Source organism: Streptomyces sp. NPDC091371 (genome assembly GCF_040684275.1).
In the GTDB taxonomy this organism is placed as follows: domain Bacteria; phylum Actinomycetota; class Actinomycetes; order Streptomycetales; family Streptomycetaceae; genus Streptomyces.
Genome location: NZ_JBFBFP010000012.1, coordinates 108,832 through 123,688, shown reverse-complemented (window position 1 = coordinate 123,688; position 14,857 = coordinate 108,832). Strand labels below are relative to the sequence as shown.

The window sequence follows — 14,857 nt, the reverse complement described above, 5'->3', positions numbered from 1 at the left end:
GGCCGCGTGCGGCGCCGCTGCCGGGGCTCCGCCCCGGACCCCGCGCCTCAAACGCCGGCGAGGCTGAAAATGCCGCACCAGGCGGCCGGCGGCAGTGAAATCCAGCCCCTCCGGCGTTTGAGGAGCGGGGTCTGGGGCGGAGCCCCAGCTGGGGGTCCCCCCGGACGAAGTCTGGGGGATGGTGGAAGGGCGGGTAGGGGACGGGCTCCGCGCAGCGGCAGCGCATCGGCCCGGCGGCAGCCGAGCGGCAGCGCGCCGGTAGGGCCGGCCATACCCCGCGCACGCCCCCTGGGCCCATCGCCCGCCCCCACCCCCCGCGGATAGCTTGGCCCGCATGGACGACGACGCCCGCACCACCTGGCAGGCCCTTTCCCACGGCCGCCGCTACCTGCGCTCCGCCTGGCCCTGGCGCTCCGCCGGCTACCTCGCCGCCGGCGCGCTGACCGGGCTGCCGCTCCTCCTCGTCCTCGTCCTGCTGGCCGGCGCCGGCGCCACGCTCAGCGTCGTGCTCGTCGGCCTTCCCCTCCTCGCCCTGCTCGGCCTCGCCGGCATACCCGCCGCCGCCGTGGAGCGCCGCCGGCTGCGCCTCGTCGACACCGAGCCCGCCCCCAGCCCCCACCACACCCCCGCCGAGCCCGGCCTCGCCGCATGGGCCCGGCTGCGCTACCGCGAACAGGCCACCTGGCGCGAGCTCGGCTACGCCTTCCTGCACGGCTTCCTGCTCTGGTGGGTGGACCTGACCGCCCTCGCCTTCTTCCTCGGCCTGCCCCTGGCCCTGCTCGCCGCCCCGCTCCAGCTCGCCCTCGGCGACGGCGAAGCCAAGATCATCAAACTCTGGCTGATCACCTCCTACCCCCAGGCCTTCGCCATCGCCGCCGCCGGGGCCGTCCTCCTCCCCGCGCTCCTCTTCCCGCTCGGCTCCTACGCCGGCGCCCGGGCCGCCCTCACCCGGGCCCTCCTCGCGCCCCGCGAGCGCGAGCTGAAGGGGCGCCTCGACGAGGTCACCCGCTCCCGCGCCCGGCTCGTCGACGCCTTCGAGGCCGAGCGCCGCCGCATCGAACGCGACCTCCACGACGGCGCCCAGCAGCGTCTCGTCGCCCTCACCATGAGCCTCGGCCTCGCCCGCCTCGACGCGCCGCCCGGCCCGCTCGCCGACCAGCTCGCCGCCGCCCACGCGGAGGCCGGCAAGGTCCTCGCCGAGCTGCGCGAACTGATCCACGGCATCCACCCCCAGGTGCTCACCGACTACGGGCTCACCGGCGCCCTCGCCGACGTCGCCGAGCGCTCCGCCGTCCCGGTGGAGGCGGACATCGCCACGCCGCTGCCCCGGCTCCCCGAGTCCGTCGAGGCCGCCGCCTACTTCGGCGTGTGCGAGGCCCTCGCCAACATCGGCAAGCACAGCGGCGCCGCCCGCGCCGCCGTCTCCGCCCGGCACACCGGCTCCGCGCTGCTGATCGACGTACGGGACGACGGGCGCGGGGGCGCGGATCCGGCCGCCGGATCCGGACTGACCGGACTCGCCGACCGGATCGCGGTCCTCGATGGCACACTGACGATCACCAGCCCGCCCGGCGGGCCGACCGTCCTGAGCCTGGAGATCCCTTGCCCGGTGAGCAGCCCAGCGGCCACGCCTTGAAGATCGTCCTGGCGGAGGACGGCGTTCTCCTCCGAGAAGGCCTCGTCGGCCTGCTGACGCGATTCGGCCACGAGGTGGCCGCCGCCGTCGGGGACGCGGACGAGCTGCGCGCCGCCGTCGCCGCGCACGATCCGGACGTCGTGGTCACCGACGTACGGATGCCGCCCGGCTTCACCGACGAGGGGCTGCGCGCCGCCGTCGAGCTCCGGGCGGCCCGCCCGGACCTGCCCGTGCTGGTGCTCAGCCAGTACGTGCAGCGCTCGTACGCCGCCGACCTGCTGGACTCCGGCGACGGCAGCGGCGTCGGCTACCTCCTCAAGGACCGGGTCGGGCAGGTGGAGCAGTTCCTCGACGCGGTGGTCACCGTGGCGGGCGGCGGCACCGTGGTGGACCCGGAGGTCGTACGCCAGCTGCTGCGCCGGCGGCGCGACCCGCTGACCGCGCTGACCCCGAGGGAGCGGGAGGTGCTGGGCCTGGTGGCGGAGGGGAAGTCGAACGGGGCCATCGCCCGGGACCTGGTGGTCTCCGAGGCGGCCGTCGGCAAACACATCGGGAACATTCTGGGGAAGCTGGACCTGCCGCCCGCCGAGGAGACGCACCGCCGGGTGCTGGCCGTGCTGGCGTACCTGCGGGGGTAATGGTTTCGAGCACCCCTCGGGACCAGGTAGTATTTTCTCTGTCAGGCGCCGCTAGCTCAGTTGGTTAGAGCAGCTGACTCTTAATCAGCGGGTCCGGGGTTCGAGTCCCTGGCGGCGCACCTGTACTTCGGGCGGTTTCCGGTTCACCGGGAACCGCCCGAAGTGTTTCCACGGCTGCGGCCTCGGCCTCACAGCGTGAGCGACAGCAGCAGCGGTGCGGCCTTCCGGTTCAGAGTGTCGGCAGCGGCGCGCAGCCGGTGCGCGTGTTCCACCGGCATCGACAGGGCCAGGCAGCCCACGGAGGCGCCGGCCGTGATCGGGACCGCCGCGCAGACCGTGCCCACGGCGTACTCCTGGAGGTCGAGCATCGGCACGGTGGCGGGCTGGGCGTCCAGCTTGGAGAAGAGGATCCGCTCGTTCACGATCGTCTTCGACGTGAGCCGGGCGATCTTGTGCCGGGACAGGTGGTCGCGCCGCCCGTTCAGGTCGAGCTGGGTCAGCAGGCACTTGCCGACCGCGCTGGCGTGCGCGGCGGAGCGGAAGTCGACCCACTCGTGCACCTTGGGCGTGCGCGGGCTGTCCGCGAACTGCGTGATCCGCACCTCGCCGTCCACGTAGCGGCTGATGTAGACGGCCGCGCCGACGGAGTCGCGCAGCCGGTCCAGGGTGTCCTGGAGCTTGTCCGTCAGTGCCTGCTGGCGGTCGACGCCGGAGCCGAGCAGGACGAGGGAATCCCCTATGGCGTAGGCGCCGTCCGACACCTGCAGGACATATCCCTCCCGGCGCAGCATGAGCAGCATCGGGGCGAGATGGACTGCGGGCAGGCCGGTCTCACGCGCGATCTGCACGTCGGTCACACCGCCGGTGTGCCGTGCGATCGTTTCGAGTACGCGCAGTGCGTACTGCACCGAGTGGAACGGCGCGGTCGGCTCGGGCTTCAGCGCCACGGTTTCCCCCTACCAGGTTGTTACCGCTTGCCCTACCACGATAGCCATCAAGGGGCCCATGTGGAGCGCCTGTTGAGGAGATTGATGGCTCAATCACGCCGCCTCGCCTGTGGCTACTCCGCTGGCATATGCCAAGGTCATGAGCAGTGCCCCGGGTGCCGGGAATGCCCGGTCGTCGCGGATGGTTCGAACTCCTCGTACGGACGTGGACGCGGGACGGGAGCGACGATGAGTGACAGCGGGGACGTGCGCCGGCAGGAGGCCGGCGGAGGCCGGGAAACGACGGGCGGAGCCGTCCGCGCCACCGCCCTGGGACGGGCGCCCGTGCCGCTCTCCGTGCTGGACCTCGTCACCGTCGGGGCGGGCCGCACCGCCTACGAGGCGCTGCGCACCAGCGTGGCGATATCCCGGCTCGCCGAGTCGCGCGGGTACCACCGCCACTGGGTCGCCGAGCACCACTCCATGCCCGGGGTCGCCAGCTCCTCCCCGGCCGTGATCCTGGCCCACCTGGCCGCGCACACCTCCCGGATCCGCCTCGGCTCGGGCGGGGTCATGCTGCCCAACCACGCCCCGCTCGCCGTCGCCGAGCAGTTCGGCACCCTGGAGGCGCTCGCCCCGGGCCGGATCGACCTCGGCCTCGGCCGGGCTCCCGGCACCGACGGGCGCACGGCCGCCGCCCTGCGCGGACCCGGCCGCCTCGACGAGGCCGCGGACGAGTTCCCGCGGCGGCTCGCGGAGCTCACCCGCTTCCTCGACGACGACTTCCCGGACGGGCATCCGTACGCCCGCGTCCACGCCGTACCGGGGCCCGTCCAGGGGCCCACCGGGCGGCCGCCGCTGTGGCTGCTCGGCTCGTCGGGCTTCAGCGCCCGCCTCGCCGGGGAGCTCGGCCTGCCCTTCGCCTACGCCCACCACTTCTCGGCGGCCGGCACCCTGCCCGCGCTCGACCTCTACCGGGACAGCTTCCGCCCCTCGGCCGTACTGGACGCCCCGTACGCCCTCATCGGGGTCTCGGCCCTCGCCGCCGACACCGACGCGGAGGCCCGCGCCCAGGTGCTCACGGGCGCCCTGTCGATGCTCCGGCTGCGCAGCGGGCGCCCCGGTCTGATCCCGACGCCCGAGGAGGCGGCGGCGTACGCGTTCACCCCGCTGGAGCGGGAGTTCGTCGACGGCTGGCTCGCGAACGTGGTCCACGGCACCCCCGACGAGGTCCGCGGCGGCCTCGATGCGCTGGCGAAGCGGACGGGCGCGGACGAGCTGATGCTGACCGCCAACGCCCACGGCGGGGAGGCCCGGTTGCGCTCGTACGAGCTCGTCGCAGATGCGTACGGGATGGAGCCGCAGGGCCCGGCGGCTGGTTGATCGTATGCGAACGGGGTTCGGCTGGTTTGTTGCCGAAACCTTGCGCGGAGGTGCCTGAAGAGAGCCTTAAACCGCTCGTCACCCGGGGTGGCGGGCGGTTTTTGACGTGCGCTCAGGTCTCTGACGAGGGGGTTTGTGCCGGGAGTGGTCTAGTCCTTGTTTGGTCCAAACCATTGACTCGGGCGCGGGGTGATCGCTATCACTTCTCCCACCTGATCTCCTGCGTTTCCCTCCCACCCCCACGGAGAGAGTTCATGCACATCCGTAAACCCCTCGTCGCGGCCGCCACGACGGCCGCGCTGGCCGCCGGTGCGCTGGCGGCCTTCGCGGGACTCGGCACCGCCCAGGCCGCAGACACCGCCACCACCGCGAACAGCGGCGGCGTCCGCATCGCCTACTACGACCAGTGGAGCGTGTACGGGAACGCCTTCTATCCCAAGCACCTCGACACGCGCGGCATAGCGGGCAAGCTGGATGTCATCAACTACTCCTTCGGGAACATCCACCCCACCAACCTCACCTGCTTCGAGGCGAACAAGGCCGCGGGCGACGACAACAACCCCAACGCCGGGGACGGCGCGGGCGACTCGTACGCCGACTACCAGAAGTCCTTCAGCGCGGCCGACAGCGTCAGCGGGGTCGCCGACAAGTGGGACCAGCCGATCGTCGGCGTCTTCAACCAGTTCAAGCAGCTGAAGGCCAAGTACCCCCACCTGAAGATCAACATCTCGCTGGGCGGCTGGACGTACTCGAAGTACTTCAGCGACGCGGCGAAGACCGACGCCTCCCGCAAGAAGCTCGTCTCCTCCTGCATCGACCAGTACATCAAGGGCAACCTGCCGGTCGAGGGCGGATACGGCGGCGCCGGCACCGCGGCCGGGATCTTCGACGGCATCGACATCGACTGGGAGTACCCGGGCTCGGCGGGCGGCCACCTCGGCAACCACTACGCCCCCGAGGACAAGCAGAACTTCACGCTCCTGCTCAAGGAGTTCCGCGAGCAGCTCGACGCCCACGGCGCGGCCAACGGCGGCAAGAAGTACCTCCTGACCTCGGCCCTCCCGGCCGGCCAGGACAAGATCAAGTACATCGAGACGGACAAGATCGGCGCGTACCTCGACTACGCGAACATCATGACCTACGACATGCACGGCGCCTGGGACGGCGACGGGCCGACGTACCACCAGTCCCCGCTCCAGCCGTCGGCGGCCGACCCGACCGACCCGATCGCGCCGGGCACCGAGAAGTACAGCATCGACAACGCCATCGACTCCTGGATCGACGGCAACCCGGCCTACGGCATCGCGGGCGGCTTCCCCGCCAACAAGCTGACGCTGGGCTACGAGTTCTACTACCGCGGCTGGAAGGGCGTTGCGCCCGGCACCGCCAACGGCCTCGCCCAGCCGGCCACCCAGGCCTCCGCGGCCCGCCCGACCAGCCAGCAGGCCGGCATCGCGATGTACAAGGAGCTCGGCGGGATCGTCGACAACCCGGCGACCACCTTCTGGGACGACCAGGCCAAGGCCTCGTACTTCTACAAGGACGGCGAGTTCTTCACCGGCCTCAACCAGAAGTCCATCCAGGCCCGGGTCGACTACGGCAAGCAGCGCGGCCTGGCCGGCGCGATGATGTACTCCCTGCTCGGCCTGGACGCCAACACCACGCTGCTGAACCAGATCTCGGACGCCCTCGGCGGAGCCACCCAGCCGCCGGTCACCACCCCGCCGACGACCACCCCGCCCACCACCACGCCCCCGACCACGACTCCGCCCACCACCACGCCGCCCACCGGCTGCGGTTCGACCCCGGCGTACGTCGCGGGCACGGTCTACACGGGCGGCCAGGAGGTCTCGTACAACGGCCGCAAGTACAAGGCCCAGTGGTGGACGCAGAACGAGACGCCGGGCACCACCGGTGAATGGGGTGTCTGGAAGGACCTCGGCGCCTGCTGATCGCCCCCCACCCCGCGCCGAGCGCCGGCCGCCCCCGCCCTCACCTCAGAGGCCGGGGGCGGCCGTGTTCGGCGTGACCAGCCCCGTCTCGTACGCGGCGATGACCAACTGCGCCCGGTCCCGCGCCCCGAGCTTGGCCAGCAGCCGCCCGATGTGCGTCTTCACCGTGCCCCGGCTCAGCGTCAGGTGCTCCCCGAGCTCGGTGTTCGACAGGCCCTGCGCGATCAGCAGCAGCACCTCGCGCTCCCGCCCCGTCAGCCCGGCCAGCCCGTCCACCAGTGGAACCCCGGGCGGGCGCCGCGCGAACTCCGACACCAGCCGGCGGGTCACCGACGGGGCCAGCAGCGCCTCGCCCGAGGCCACCACCCGGATCGCGTCCAGCAGCCGGGCCGGCGGCGTGTCCTTCAGCAGGAAGCCGCTGGCCCCCGCGCGCAGCGCCGCGTACACGTACTCGTCCAGGTCGAAGGTGGTCAGGATCAGCACCCGGACCTCCGGCTGGGCCGCGGTGATCCGCCGGGTCGCCTCGATGCCGTCCATCTCCGGCATCCGGACGTCCATGAGGACCACGTCGGGCCGCCCGGACGCGGCCAGCTCCACCGCCTCGGCCCCGGTCGAGGCCTCACCGGTGACGCTCAGCCCGGGCGCGGTCTCCACCAGCACCCGGAAGCTCCCGCGCAGCAGCGCCTGGTCGTCGACGATCAGCACCCGCGTCACGCGCAGGCCTCCAGCGGCAGCCGGGCCGAGACCCGGAAGCCGCCCTCGGGCCGGGGACCGGCGGTGAATTCGCCCTGGTACATGGCCACCCTCTCGCGGATGCCGGTGAGGCCGTGGCCCGGCGTGTGGCCGGGCAGTACGTCACCCTCGTTGACGATCGTGATGCGCAGACCGCGGGTCACCGTGACCCGGCAGACGGTCGGCGCCGCGTGCTTGATCACATTGGTGACCGCTTCCTGGACGATCCGGTACACGGCGAGCTCCAGCCCGGCGGCGAGCGGCGGCAGTTCGGCCACGTCCAGCGTGACCTCGACCCCGGCCCCGGCCGCCCGGTCGGCGACCGCGGCCAGATCGGACAGGCCCGGCGCGGGAGCGGTGGCGGGCTCGGCTCCGGGCTCGGCTCCGGGTTCGGTTCCGGTTCCGGATTCCGGCTCGGAGCGCCCGTCCGGGGCCCGGAGCACGGCCAGGGTGCTGCGCATCTCGGCCAGTGCCCGGCGCCCCGTCTCCTCGATGTGCCGCAGCGCCTCACGGGTCTCCTGCGGCCGTACGTCGGCCACGTGCGCGGCGACCGCGGCCTTCACGGTGATGACCGACAGGCTGTGGGCCACGATGTCGTGCATCTCCCGGGCGATCCGCAGCCGTTCCCCGGTGACCGCCTGCTCGGCCAGCTGGAGCGCCGTGCGCTCGGCGAACGCCCGCCGCTCCCGCACGTAGCAGCCGATGCCCCACGGCGCGGCGACGGCCAGGAGCACGAACGGCCAGGGGCCCACGGCCCGGGCGAGGAGCAGGCCCGCCCCCAGAGCGGCCGCCAGCGCCGCCACGGGCTCCCAACGGCCGCCCAGGGCCACCGTGTACAGCACGAGCGCGAGGCATCCGTACGGCGCCGGACTGGCGTAGTCCGGGATCATCCCGGCGGTGAACGCGACGACCACGGCCGCCCACACCGCCGCGAAGGCCGCCAGGGGCCGCACCCGCCGTACGGCGACCGGCCCGCCGAGAGCCGCGGCCAGTGCCCAGGACACCGCGACGGGTTCGGGCGCGGGAGGCTCGCGGACCGCCAGGTAGCACGCGAACACCAGGAGGGGCGCGAGCACCGCGTCGACCGCGATCAGGCGCTGCCGGCTGAGGATCATCCCGCCGACGGTAGCCGACCGGCCCGCGCGGCGGATCGGACCTGGGTCCGATGCCCAGGACCCGACCGTGCTCCGATGTGCCGCCCCCGGCCCCGGCGGCAGGCTTCAGCCCATGATCTCCGTCAACGCACTGACCAAGCGGTACGGCGACACCCTCGCCGTCGACCGGCTGTCCTTCGAGGTGGAACCCGGCCGGGTGACCGGCTTCCTGGGCCCCAACGGCTCCGGCAAGTCGACCACCATGCGGGCCGTCCTCGGCCTCGACGCACCCACCTCGGGCGAGGCCCTCGTCAACGGGCGGCCCTTCACCTCCTCGGCCACCCCGATGCGCGAGGTCGGCGCGCTGCTCGACGCCAGCGCCGTCCACGGCGGCCGGCGGGCCGCCGACCACCTGCGCTGCCTGGCCCGGAGCAACGGCATCGCGCCCTCCAGGGTCACCGAGGTGCTGGAGCAGGTCGGGCTGGGCGGCGTCGGCCGCAAGCGCGTCAAGGGCTTCTCGCTCGGCATGAAGCAGCGCCTGGGCGTGGCCGCCGCCCTGCTCGGCGACCCGGGGATCCTCGTCTTCGACGAGCCGGTCAACGGCCTCGACCCGGACGGGATCCGGTGGATCCGCGGCCTGATGCGCTCGCTCGCCGCCGAGGGGCGGACCGTGCTGATGTCCAGCCACCTGATCACCGAGATGGCGCTCACCGCCGACCACGTGGTGGTCATCGGGCAGGGCCGGCTGATCGACTCCGCGCCCGTCGCCGAACTGGCCGGGAGGTTCGGCTCCCTGGAAGACGCCTACGTCCGCCTTACCGAGACCAGCGTGGAGTACCGATGAGGGCCGTGTCGATGAGGAACGTGATCGCGTCCGAGTGGCTGAAGCTGCGCACCGTCCGCTCGACCCACGGGCTGCTGGCCGCCTCCGCGGGGATCCTGCTCCCGGCGGCGGGGATCTCCGCCGCGATGATCGCCGACTGGGACGGCTCCACCGCCGAGTCCCAGGCACTGTTCGCCAGCGCCGACCCGGGCGTGCTGGTCATGCCGTTCGCGCAGTTCTGCCTGGCCGCGCTGGGCGCGCTGGCGATCACCTCGGAGCACGCGACCGGGACGATCCGCGCGAGCTCCGTGGCCGTCCCGGACCGGGGCCGGCTGTTCCGGGCCAAGGCCGCGGTCGTCGCCGCCGTGGGCTTCCTGGCCGGGCAGCTCATCGCCCTCGCCTCGATGGCGGCCGGCCACCTCCTGAGCGGGGACCGGCCCGCGCCCATCGCAGCCGCCACCACCCTGGCCGACGCCTTCCAGCAGGGGCTGCTGCTCACCGTCTCCGCGCTGGTGGGGCTGGGGCTGGGGGCGGTGATCCGGTCCACCGCCGGGACGTTCGTGGCGCTGGCGGCGCTGATCTTCGTACTGCCGATGCTCGCGGGGTTCCTGCCCTGGGACGCGGCGGCGTACATGCTGCCCAACCTGGCCGCACTGGCCGCCGGGCCGGCCCTGCTCGCGATGGCCGGGTACGGGGGCGCGGCGCTCGCGGCCGGGTCGGCGGCGGGGCGGCGCCGGGACGTCTGAGGTGCCCGGCCCGCCCTGCCCACCCCGGCCCGCCCCGCCCCCCGTCAGACCAGGGGGTGCGGGGCGGGCCCGTCCTGTTCGGAGCCCACGGCGGCGGCCGCCTCGGCCGCGGCGGCCTGGCGGCCGATCATGCGGGCGATCACGTCCGGCGGCACCGCGCGGGAGTACAGCCACCCCTGGCCCGTATCGCAGCCGACGCGGCGCAGCCGGGCCGCCTGGCCGGCGGTCTCCACGCACTCGGCGGTGACGGTGAGGCCGAGCCGGTGCGCGAGCTGCACCAGCGCCTCGACGATGGTCTCGTCGGCCGGGTTCGGGTGGGTGCCCTCCTCGTAGCGGAAGCCCCGGACGAAGGAGCCGTCGAGCTTGAGGACCGAGACCGGCAGCCGGCTGAGATAGGCGAGGTTGGAGTACCCGGTGCCGAAGTCGTCGATGGCGATGCGGACCCCCATGTCGCTCAGGGCCTGCAGGGCCTGGAGCGGCCGTCCCGCCGAGCCCATCACCGCCGACTCGGTCAGCTCCAGCTGGAGCAGCTGCGGCGCCAGGCCCGTCTCGGCGAGGATCTCCGCGACGTCGCCCACCAGGTCCGAGTCCCACACCTGCCGCACCGCGACGTTGACCGACACGAAGACCGGGGCGTCGCTGGGCTGCTCGATCTGCCAGCGCCGCGCCTGCCGGCACGCCGTGCGCAGCACCCACTGCCCCAACTGGACGATGGAACCGTCCTCTTCGGCGATCCCGATGAACCGATTCGGCGTCAACGTGCCGAACTGCGGGTGGTTCCAGCGCACCAGGGCCTCGACCCCGCGCAGCGCCCCGCTCTCCAGGTCCACCAGCGGCTGGTACTCCAGCTGGAACTCCCCGCGCTCCACGGCCGGCCGCAGGGTGGAGGAGAGCGCCTGCCGGGTCATGCGGTGCGCGTTGCGCTCCGGGTCGAAGAGGGTCCAGCGGGCCTTGCCGTCGGCCTTGGCCCAGTACAGGGTCGTGTCGGCGGCCTGCATCAGGCAGGTCGCCGAGGTGCCGGTCACGGCCCGTTCGACGACGCCGATGGACGCGGAGACCGACAGCCGCTGACCGGCCAGGTCGAACGGCTCCTGTACGGCGGCCAGTACGCTGCGCGCCAGCTCGGCGAGCTGCTCGGTGCCCGTGGAGTCCTCGACCAGCAGGGCGAACTCGTCGCCGCCGAGCCGTGCCACGAGGTGGCCGCTGGTCCGCCCGTATCCGGACTGGTCGGCGCACTGGGTCAGCCGGGCGGCGACGGCGGCCAGCAGCCGGTCGCCGACGCGGTGGCCCAGGGTGTCGTTGACGGCCTTGAAGCCGTCGAGGTCCAGGTAGCAGAGCCCGATCCGGCCGGTGCCGCCGCCGTGTTCGTACGAGGAGGCCTCCAGGGCGGCGGAGAGCCGTTCGAAGAACAGCGCCCGGTTGGGCAGGCGGGTGACGGGGTCGTGCATCTGGAGGTGGCGCAGCCGGGCCTGGAGGTCGCGGCGGTCGCTGATGTCGGCGACGGACAGCAGGACGTCGCCGGTGCCGGGTACCGGCCCCAGGGTGACCTCCGTCCACAGCGAGTGCCCGTCGGGGTGTTTGAGGCGCCGGGTGCAGCGCAGCCGGGCCTGCCGCCCGCGCAGCACCTCCTGGTACGCGGCCCAGGTACGGGCCTCCGCGGCCAGGTCGACCAGGTCGGCGGCGCACCGGTGGGCGAGCTCGTGCGGCTCGGCGCCGAGCAGGCCGGCGAAGGCCTGGTTGGCGGTGACGACGTAGCCGTCGCGGTCGACGACGGCCATGGCGAGGTGGGCCGCGTTGAAGGCGGCCCGGTAGTCGCGCCGTTCGCTCTCGGCGCGGGACGGCCTTGCCGTCGCCGACACTGCCGGGTGACGCTCCGTGACGGCCGAGCGGATGCTGTCGGCCGCCGAACCGGTTCCTTCTGAGGTTCCGCTCACCGTTGGCTCCCGCAGTGCGTGTGAGTTCCGTGCAGGAAAGTGTGCCGATCATAGAGGCAGCCGGGAGGCCCTATCCAGCGGCGTCGCCGTGCGGGGGGCGGTGGTTCGGCGTGATGACGAATCGTTGGCCAAAGGTCGGGCGATCGTTTCTGCGCGGCTGTGAGCGTGCAGAGGTGTCTGCTGATCTCGCGTGATCGGTCGTGACGTTCTGTAGGTGGCGGCGTGAAGTCCGGGGGTCACCGGGTTGCCGTATCGCTCACTCGTGTGGGGCAGCGGAACGAGGCATTAGTAAGACAATCGCCTCAAGGTGGGACGAGAGCGTACGAATCCACCACCGGAGGTCGATGTGCCGCGACAGCAGACACCCGGGGGAGTGGACCGCTCCCGCATCCGAAGTACGGCGGCGGCGCTCACTTCCCTGACGGCGCTCGCCGCCATGTCGCTCGTCGCGGGTCCCGCAGTGGCCGACCCGGGGGCCGCCGGACCCTGCGCGCTCACCCGCACCGCGGCCCACCACTCCCTCGGCCTGGACACCTGGAACGGCGCCTACCCCAAGCCCGTGCGCGCCCTGAACGCGGTGATGGTCTTCCTCTCCTTCCCCGACCACCGCACCGCCCTCACGCCCGCGGAGATCACCGCCGACTACTTCCCCGCCACCAGCGAGTTCTTCGAGCAGGCCTCGTACGGCCGCTTCCGCCTCGTCCCGCACCCGCAGCGGCGCTGGATCCGGATGCCGAAACCGTCCACCGCGTACGGGATAAGGCGCGACTGGGCCCCCGAGGACCGGGCGGCCTACCTGCGGGACGCCGTCACCGCCGCCGACGCCGAGGTGGACTTCGCGAAGTACGACGTCGTGTACTTCGTCGCCGACCCAGAGGCGCCCGGCGTGGACTCCGACGCCACGAAGGTCGTCAACTTCGAGAACCCGATCGTCGCGGACGGCACGGAACTGCGGCGGATCGTCACCGTCTTCGAGCGCCACCCGCCCGACCGCAACGTCCTGGCGCACGAGACCGGCCACGTCTTCGACCTGCCCGACCTCTACCACCGGCCCACGGACGGCAAGGGCGACTGGGACACCTACGTCGGGGACTGGGACGTCATGGGCAGCCAGTTCGGCATGGCCCCCGACCTCTTCGCCTGGCACAAGTGGAAGCTGGGCTGGCTGGACCCCTCCCAGGTGGACTGCGTGCGGTCGGGCTCCTCGCTCCACACCCTGCAGCCCCTCGCCCAGACCCCGCCGAACGGCAGCACGGGCGGCACCCGCCTCGCGGTGATCCGTACGGGCCCCGGCAGCGCGATCGCCGTCGAGGCGCGGGGCTCCGCCGGCAACGACGGGGACACCTGTACGGAGGGCGTCCTCGTCTACCGGGTGCGCAACGAGGCGTCCTCGGGCGGCGGCCCCATCGAGGTGCTGGACGGGCATCCGCTGACGGAGGCCTGCTGGGACCGCTCGGTGTACCCGCCGCTGGCGGACGCGCCGCTGGAGGTGGGCGAGACGTACACCGTGCCGGGGGAGCGGATCACGATCGAGGTCGCGGACCGGACCCAGTCGGGCGCGTACACGGTGAAAATCACGACGTAGGCGCCCCTGCCGGACACGAAGAAGGCCCCACTCCGAGGAGTGGGGCCTTCTTCCGTCTGTGCGCCGCCAGGGACTCGAACCCCGGACCCGCTGATTAAGAGTCAGCTGCTCTAACCAACTGAGCTAGCGGCGCTTGCTGACGTCGTAGACATTACCAGGAGGTTCCGCGGAACTAAAAATCGATATCCGCAGCTCGGGCCGCGCGGACGAACGCCCACAGCAGGGCGTCCGGTCCGGGGAGCCACGGCGTGCGCGCGTCCGGGGCCACGAGCCAGCGGGACGGGCCGGGCGCGGCGGCCAGCGGGGGCACGGTGACGGCGTCGCCCCGGCCGTGGCACAGTGGCGCCGGGGCGGTACGGGAACCTCCCCACTCCTCCCACGCCAGCAGGGCGGGCAGCCGGTGGGCGGTGCCGGGCGAGGCGAAGAGCAGCATCCGCCCGCGGTGCACGGCGACCGGCCCGCAGCCCGGGCCCTCGGCCCAGAGCAGGTCCAGGATGCGGCGCCCGAGCACGAGCGGCACGTTGACGACGTCGAAGGCCACCCCGCACGGCAGCGCGGCGGGCGAGGCGGGCCGCGCCTGCCACGCCGTGAGGGTCAGCCCCGGATGCGCACTGGCGGAGGCGAGCCAGGCGGCACCCTGCGGGGTGACGTGGGTGGCGGGCGCGGTGCGCAGGTCGAGTGCGGGGCAGCCGGGAGTCATGCGGCCAGGTCTACCGGGCGTAACGTTCCGGTTTCCCGGAGTTATCCGAAACCGGGACGGGGTGGGTGTTGCTGGGGTATGTTGCGCCCCGCATATGCCAGTCCGCTGCGCTTGGCGGGGCGGGTGAGCGGTGCCCGGTCGTCTGCGGCGCCGTTGCCGGGGCTCCGCCCCAGACCCCGCTCCTCAAACGCCGGAGGGGCTGGATAACCCCCCAGCCTCGCCGGCGTTTGAGGCGCGGGGTCCGGGGCGGAGCCCCGATCTTTGAGCCGCGCCGGCGATCGAGCCAGCCCGCGCAGCGGTCCGGCCTCGCGTCGCTACGAGGGCTCGGGGTGTTGGAGGGACTCGCCGAACTCGATCATCTTGCGGGCGTAGTCCTCCGTCCACTCCGCCCGCTCGGCGATCGCCGCCGGCGACATCCGGTCGAACCGCCGCACATCCGCCAGTGCCGCCGCCGCCAGCGCCTGGAACTCCATCGCCCGCTCCTGCGCGGCGCGGAAGGCCAGCGTCAGCTCCGTCGCGCGGGCGAGCAGCTCCCGAGGGTCCTCTATCGACTCCAGATCGAAGAAGTGCTCCGGATCCGCCACGGCCTCCGAGGGTTCGAAGAGCAGTGGCGCGGGCCGAAGCCTCCGTTCGGTCCGCTCGGGCTCTGCCATGCGTGTCCTCCTGCTGCGCGTGCGAATGCTTCCGGGCCACCGTCCATTGTCCAAC

The 14,857-nt window shown here is 73.0% G+C and carries 11 protein-coding genes, 2 tRNA genes and 2 pseudogenes; 8 read left to right on the top strand and 7 right to left on the bottom strand.

Annotated features, from left to right (window positions below):
- The first annotated feature begins 334 nt into the window (after window positions 1-334).
- The 3 genes from AB0O21_RS16375 (at window position 335) to AB0O21_RS16365 (ending at window position 2,393) form a co-directional block, all read left to right on the top strand.
- Window positions 335-1,636 (top strand): sensor domain-containing protein, encoded by a 1,302-nt coding sequence (locus AB0O21_RS16375; protein WP_365171573.1) that lies wholly within the window; start codon window positions 335-337, stop codon window positions 1,634-1,636.
- Entirely contained in the window at window positions 1,603-2,274 is a 672-nt protein-coding gene (locus AB0O21_RS16370; RefSeq protein WP_365171571.1) for a response regulator transcription factor, read from the top strand. Before AB0O21_RS16375 ends, AB0O21_RS16370 begins: the two co-directional genes overlap by 34 nt.
- Window positions 2,275-2,319: 45 nt before the next feature.
- A tRNA-Lys gene (locus tag AB0O21_RS16365) sits at window positions 2,320-2,393 on the top strand.
- A 69-nt stretch (window positions 2,394-2,462) separates the two neighbouring features.
- Here the strand turns inward: AB0O21_RS16365 and AB0O21_RS16360 are convergent.
- Window positions 2,463-3,221, bottom strand: a complete 759-nt coding sequence (locus AB0O21_RS16360) for an IclR family transcriptional regulator C-terminal domain-containing protein (RefSeq protein ID WP_365171569.1) — start codon at window positions 3,219-3,221, stop codon at window positions 2,463-2,465.
- A gap of 228 nt (window positions 3,222-3,449) precedes the next feature.
- On the opposite strand from AB0O21_RS16360, the gene AB0O21_RS16355 reads away from it, so the two are divergent.
- Entirely contained in the window at window positions 3,450-4,583 is a 1,134-nt protein-coding gene (locus AB0O21_RS16355; protein ID WP_365171567.1) for an LLM class flavin-dependent oxidoreductase, read from the top strand.
- A 254-nt stretch (window positions 4,584-4,837) separates the two neighbouring features.
- Window positions 4,838-6,535 carry a glycosyl hydrolase family 18 protein gene (locus AB0O21_RS16350; protein WP_365171565.1) on the top strand — a complete coding sequence of 566 codons (1,698 nt, stop codon included), beginning with the start codon at window positions 4,838-4,840 and terminating at the stop codon, window positions 6,533-6,535.
- Window positions 6,536-6,580: 45 nt separating this feature from the next.
- Here the strand turns inward: AB0O21_RS16350 and AB0O21_RS16345 are convergent, their stop codons facing one another.
- Window positions 6,581-7,249: a response regulator transcription factor gene (locus AB0O21_RS16345; protein ID WP_365171563.1), complete on the bottom strand. Its 669-nt coding sequence runs from the start codon at window positions 7,247-7,249 to the stop codon at window positions 6,581-6,583.
- Window positions 7,246-8,382, bottom strand: coding sequence for a histidine kinase (locus AB0O21_RS16340; protein WP_365171561.1), 1,137 nt, complete (start codon window positions 8,380-8,382; stop codon window positions 7,246-7,248). The genes AB0O21_RS16345 and AB0O21_RS16340 overlap by 4 nt, the downstream gene beginning before the upstream one ends.
- 112 nt (window positions 8,383-8,494) lie before the next feature.
- Between AB0O21_RS16340 and AB0O21_RS16335 the strand changes: the two are divergent.
- Window positions 8,495-9,112: pseudogene (locus AB0O21_RS16335) on the top strand (ATP-binding cassette domain-containing protein); the annotation flags it as partial.
- 104 nt (window positions 9,113-9,216) lie between these two features.
- Entirely contained in the window at window positions 9,217-9,930 is a 714-nt protein-coding gene (locus AB0O21_RS16330; protein WP_365171559.1) for a hypothetical protein, read from the top strand.
- 44 nt (window positions 9,931-9,974) lie between these two features.
- On the opposite strand, the gene AB0O21_RS16325 is transcribed toward AB0O21_RS16330, so the two are convergent.
- Window positions 9,975-11,864 (bottom strand): EAL domain-containing protein, encoded by a 1,890-nt coding sequence (locus AB0O21_RS16325; protein WP_365171557.1) that lies wholly within the window; start codon window positions 11,862-11,864, stop codon window positions 9,975-9,977.
- 346 nt (window positions 11,865-12,210) lie between these two features.
- Here AB0O21_RS16325 and AB0O21_RS16320 point away from each other — a divergent pair, with 346 nt between their 5' ends.
- Window positions 12,211-13,449 (top strand): M6 family metalloprotease domain-containing protein, encoded by a 1,239-nt coding sequence (locus AB0O21_RS16320; RefSeq protein ID WP_365171555.1) that lies wholly within the window; start codon window positions 12,211-12,213, stop codon window positions 13,447-13,449.
- A 59-nt stretch (window positions 13,450-13,508) separates the two neighbouring features.
- On the opposite strand, the gene AB0O21_RS16315 is transcribed toward AB0O21_RS16320, so the two are convergent.
- The 3 genes and pseudogenes from AB0O21_RS16315 to AB0O21_RS16305 form a co-directional block, all read right to left on the bottom strand.
- A tRNA-Lys gene (locus AB0O21_RS16315) sits at window positions 13,509-13,582 on the bottom strand.
- Window positions 13,573-14,149: pseudogene (locus tag AB0O21_RS16310) on the bottom strand (hypothetical protein). The gene AB0O21_RS16315 and the pseudogene AB0O21_RS16310 overlap by 10 nt, the downstream one beginning before the upstream one ends.
- A gap of 314 nt (window positions 14,150-14,463) precedes the next feature.
- The gene (locus AB0O21_RS16305) at window positions 14,464-14,802 is read right to left on the bottom strand and encodes a hypothetical protein (RefSeq protein WP_365171553.1); all 339 of its coding nucleotides are present in this window, start codon (window positions 14,800-14,802) and stop codon (window positions 14,464-14,466) included.
- Between the last annotated feature and the right edge of the window lie 55 nt (window positions 14,803-14,857).